The organism is Actinomadura roseirufa (genome assembly GCF_900659635.1).
In the GTDB taxonomy this organism is placed as follows: Bacteria; Actinomycetota; Actinomycetes; order Streptosporangiales; family Streptosporangiaceae; genus Spirillospora; species Spirillospora roseirufa.
Window position 1 is genome coordinate 1 of the sequence record NZ_CAACVB010000461.1, and the last position, 3,800, is coordinate 3,800.

The window sequence follows — 3,800 nt, forward strand, 5'->3', positions numbered from 1 at the left end:
GCCGACGGCCGGCGCAGCGCGGGCGCGGCGGCGAGGCCGAGCGCGAGCGGGACGGCGAGCGCGAGCACGGCCAGCGCACGGGCGTCCGGGTCGGACAGCAGCGCGACCAGGCCGATCACCGTGTAGGCGGTCGTGGTGATCACGCCGCCCGCGAGGATCACGGCGGTGGCGAGCCGCGCGGACGCGCCGGCCCGGCGGAACTGCCGGAAGGTGTAGACGACGCTCACCGCCGGGCCCGCCGGAAGCGTCGTCGACAGCGCGTTGCCCGCGTAGGTGATCGCGAAGGCGCGGCGCAGCGACAGGCGGAGCCCGCCGATGCGCAGCAGCCTGCGCTGGAGCCGGGCGAACGCGCCCATCGAGGCCGCCTCGGCGACCACGACCACGACGAGCCAGCCGGGGTCGGCGTGGGTCGCGGCGGTCCAGATGACGCCGAGATCGGGGAGCCGGTCATGGAAGAAGGGGAGCGCCGCCAAGCCGCCGAGGACGAGCGCCCACTGCGCGAGGACGCCGGCTCTGCGCCGCCACCAGGCGCGCGTCACCTCGTCTCCGCCCTCGCCGGGACGGGGCGCGAAAGGGGCGTCCTCGTCCGGGGGAGGAGGGGGGTCGACGTCGGCCGGGGGGTGGACCGGTGCCGTGACTGTTCCGTGCATGTCCCGGTCACCTCGCAAGCTCGCCCACTTTGACGCAACCTACGGCTTGGTTACGACATTCCCCGGTGGGAGGTAACGGAACCGAAAAGAGATTCTCGTCACGCTCGTCCCGGGCCATTCCGCGGGCAGTGCGCGGGCCGGGAGCGGGTCAGTGAACGCTCGTGCCACGGGGACGATTGGCGGGAGGGGGCGCCGGCCTAGGGGCGCCGGGTCGGGTTCACCGCGTCCGACTCGGCGGGCGTGGCGGGGTCGGGCCAGATCTCCTGGTCGCCTTCTCTGGCCTCCTGGCGTTCGTAGTCGCCGATGCCCACGCCGTCAGGGTCGTCCTCGGGCTCCTCTATGACGTGCTCCTCCGGTGGATCCTGGACGTACTGCTCCGTAAGAGCGATCTCCTCGGCCTGTTCGTCGTCGCCCATGTCATCAACGTCCTGACGGAAGTCGCGATCCTCACCGGGCCTGCGCTCGGTCATCGCCCCTCCAGGGTTCGGCTCGGCTTCACTGATCGGGTCGGTATCCCCGCTGACACAGGCCCTAAGCGGTCTCGCTCCTCCCGCGGGCCCCGCATGGCTACCATCCCGGCATGGGTGTAGAGGCAGTGATCTTCGACTGGGGCGGCACGCTGACCCCGTGGCACGACATCGAGCTGGCCGACATGTGGCATGCGATCTGCTCGGCCCACCTTCCCCCGGAGGACGTCGAGAAGGTGTCGGCGGCGCTCGCCGACGCCGAACTGGAGCTGTGGCGGCGCGGGACCGACGAGCACCGCAGCGCCACGCTCACCGAGGTCTTCGAGCTGGCCGGCGTCGAGCCCACCGAGGCGCTCCTCGACACCCACTTCGACACCTGGACGCCGCACACCCACACCGACCCCGTCGTCCCGGAACTGTTCCGGACGCTGCGCGAGCGCGGTATCAAGGTCGGAATCCTGTCCAACACCATGTGCACGCGGGACTGGCATGAGCGCGTCTTCGCCCGCGACGACGTCCTCCACCTCTTGGACGGGGCCGTGTACTCCAGCGAGATCCCCTGGACCAAACCGCACGCCGAGGCGTTCCGCACCGCCATGGAGGCCGTCGGAGCCACCGATCCGTCCGCGTGCGTCTTCGTAGGGGACCGTCCTTACGACGACATCCACGGAGCCAAGGCCGCCGGTCTGCGCGCCGTGCAGATCTGGCATCAGACGACCCACGCCTTCAGCAGGCCCGGCCTTACACCTCCGGACGCCCTGATCCACGACCTGGACGAACTGCTCCCGCACGTCGAACGCTGGGCCGCTGCCTGAGGCGCAGGCGCCGGTCAGGGCTTGCGGGCCACGATGAGGTCGCGGGAGATGGCCTGGTCGACGCGGTGACGGAAGCCCAGGTAGGCGTCGGAGTCCTGGACCTCCAGGCCGTTGGCGGACAGGATTCCCGCCAGTTCCTCGCGGCGGCCGACGAAGGTGTTCCAGGAGATCCCGACGGCGCCGCCCGGCCGCAGGAGCGCCGTCCACTCCGGAACGGCGGCCGTCAGCAGCTCGACCGGGCTGCGCGACAGCTCGGGCCTACCCCGGCGGCCCGGCTGGGACCCCTTCGGCCGGCTGCCGTGCTGGACGCCGTACGGGGCGTCGGTCACGATCAGGTCGAACGAGGCGGGCCGGAAGAACTTGCGCGCCGCGACCGAGTCGGCGTTCACGACGGTGATCTCCATCGTCTCGCCGCTCTTGTACAGCTCCTTGGACGCCCCGTACGTGACGTGCAGGCGCCGCCCGAGGACCGCACGCTCCCGGCGGACGGAGGTGACCTCCGCCTGGTGCTTGACCCGGTTGTTCTTCAGCCAGGTCTTGATGAACGCGGCGTAGGAGTCGAAGTCCTTGCCGTCGATCTCGATGCCCGCCGCGTCCAGGCCGTACATCATCGCCTGGTTGAGGGTCGTGCCGCGCCCGCACATCGGGTCGAGCAGCCGCAGCCGGCCCGTGACCAGCTCCATCGGGGCGCCGGTGGCCATCGCGGTGACGTTCAGCAGCAGCTTGGTGAAGTACTCGTTGGTCTTGCCCGCGTACTTCTGGATGGTCAGCAGGTCGCTGCCGAACAGGTCGAGCGGCAGGATCGTCACCGGCCGGAGGAGGCCGTCCTCGATCTCGAAGAGCGCGTAGAGGGACGACAGGTTCGACAGGAGGCGGAGGTCGGTCTCCGTCAGGTCCTCCGCCGAGAACGTCACATAGGGGACGCCGCCGATCGTGGTCTCGGTGACGTCCCGTACCCGGCCGCCGAGCGCCCGCTCGCTGAACACCGCCAGCTCCGCCTTCACCAGGTCGGCGGCGGCCTGGGCGTAGACCCGGTTGTGCGAGGGGGAGACGAGGAGGCCGTACGCGGTCATTCGGCCGACCCTAGCAGCGCGGACCGGTGCGGCGCCGACCCGCCGGGAGGGCCCCCGGCGGGTCCGGCCGGCGCCGTGCCGGGGTCAGCCCGCCCGGACGGCGCGCCGTTTGCCCCCGCGCGGGCTCCGCCGGTCGGGATTCCTGCGCTTGTCGGCCTCACCGCGCTCGGCCCCGGCGGTCGCCGTGCCCCGGTGCTTGTCCAGGTCGGGGCGGTCGGGGCGTCTCCCGGGCTCCGGGCGGCGCGCCCCGGACGCGACCGGTCGCGCGGGCGCCGGCTCGGGCGTCTCCGGGGCCGGCAGGCCGGGCAGGTGCCGGGACGCGGCGGTCAGCAGGTCGTGGACGCGGGTGCGGAGGTCGGCGAGGTCGGCGCGCGCCACGTCCCGCTCCGCCTTGGCCCGGCGGGCCTGCCTGCGGGCCTGGTCGCGCTCGGTCGCCAGCTGCTTCAGTTGTTCCTGGTAGGCGGTCCGCAGCTCGTCCAGCGCGGTCGGCCTGCGGGGCTCGTTTCGCTGCGCGGTGCTCGTCATGGCAGTTCTGGGCTCCTCCCCCGAGTGATCCAGTCCGAAAGGGACCAACGCGCACGCCGCGAGCGATCGTTCCCGGCGTGCCGAAGATCACTCACCCGGTTCGGGACGCGGCGTCAGCGCCGCGGGCGGCAGCCCGGGGAAGGCCGCCGGGGGAGCCGGCTTCTCCTGGCCGGCGCACGACGAGCTCGGCGAGCTGCGGACGTTGAGATCGTCGCGGACGCTGAGTCGAGACGGAGAAGGCCGAAGTGCCCAGGGGTCTGGCGGCCGGTG

The 3,800-nt window shown here is 72.3% G+C and carries 5 protein-coding genes and 1 pseudogene; 1 reads left to right on the forward strand and 5 read right to left on the reverse strand.

Annotated features, from left to right (window positions below):
• Both E1291_RS40060 and E1291_RS40065 read right to left on the reverse strand, forming a co-directional pair.
• Positions 1–650, reverse strand: a 650-nt coding sequence (locus E1291_RS40060) for a lysylphosphatidylglycerol synthase domain-containing protein (RefSeq protein WP_207401218.1), incomplete at its 3' end; no start/stop codon positions are given.
• Positions 651–847: 197 nt separating this feature from the next.
• Positions 848–1,120, reverse strand: coding sequence for a hypothetical protein (locus tag E1291_RS40065; RefSeq protein WP_131743220.1), 273 nt, complete (start codon positions 1,118–1,120; stop codon positions 848–850).
• A 110-nt stretch (positions 1,121–1,230) separates the two neighbouring features.
• On the opposite strand from E1291_RS40065, the gene E1291_RS40070 reads away from it, so the two are divergent.
• The gene (locus E1291_RS40070) at positions 1,231–1,932 is read left to right on the forward strand and encodes an HAD family hydrolase (protein ID WP_131743221.1); all 702 of its coding nucleotides are present in this window, start codon (positions 1,231–1,233) and stop codon (positions 1,930–1,932) included.
• 14 nt (positions 1,933–1,946) lie between these two features.
• On the opposite strand, the gene E1291_RS40075 is transcribed toward E1291_RS40070, so the two are convergent.
• The 3 genes and pseudogenes from E1291_RS40075 to E1291_RS43585 form a co-directional block, all read right to left on the reverse strand.
• Positions 1,947–3,005, reverse strand: a complete 1,059-nt coding sequence (locus E1291_RS40075; protein WP_131743222.1) for a TRM11 family SAM-dependent methyltransferase — start codon at positions 3,003–3,005, stop codon at positions 1,947–1,949.
• 84 nt (positions 3,006–3,089) lie between these two features.
• Positions 3,090–3,530, reverse strand: a complete 441-nt coding sequence (locus E1291_RS40080) for a hypothetical protein (RefSeq protein ID WP_131743223.1) — start codon at positions 3,528–3,530, stop codon at positions 3,090–3,092.
• Positions 3,531–3,617: 87 nt separating this feature from the next.
• Positions 3,618–3,800: pseudogene (locus E1291_RS43585) on the reverse strand (hypothetical protein); the annotation flags it as partial.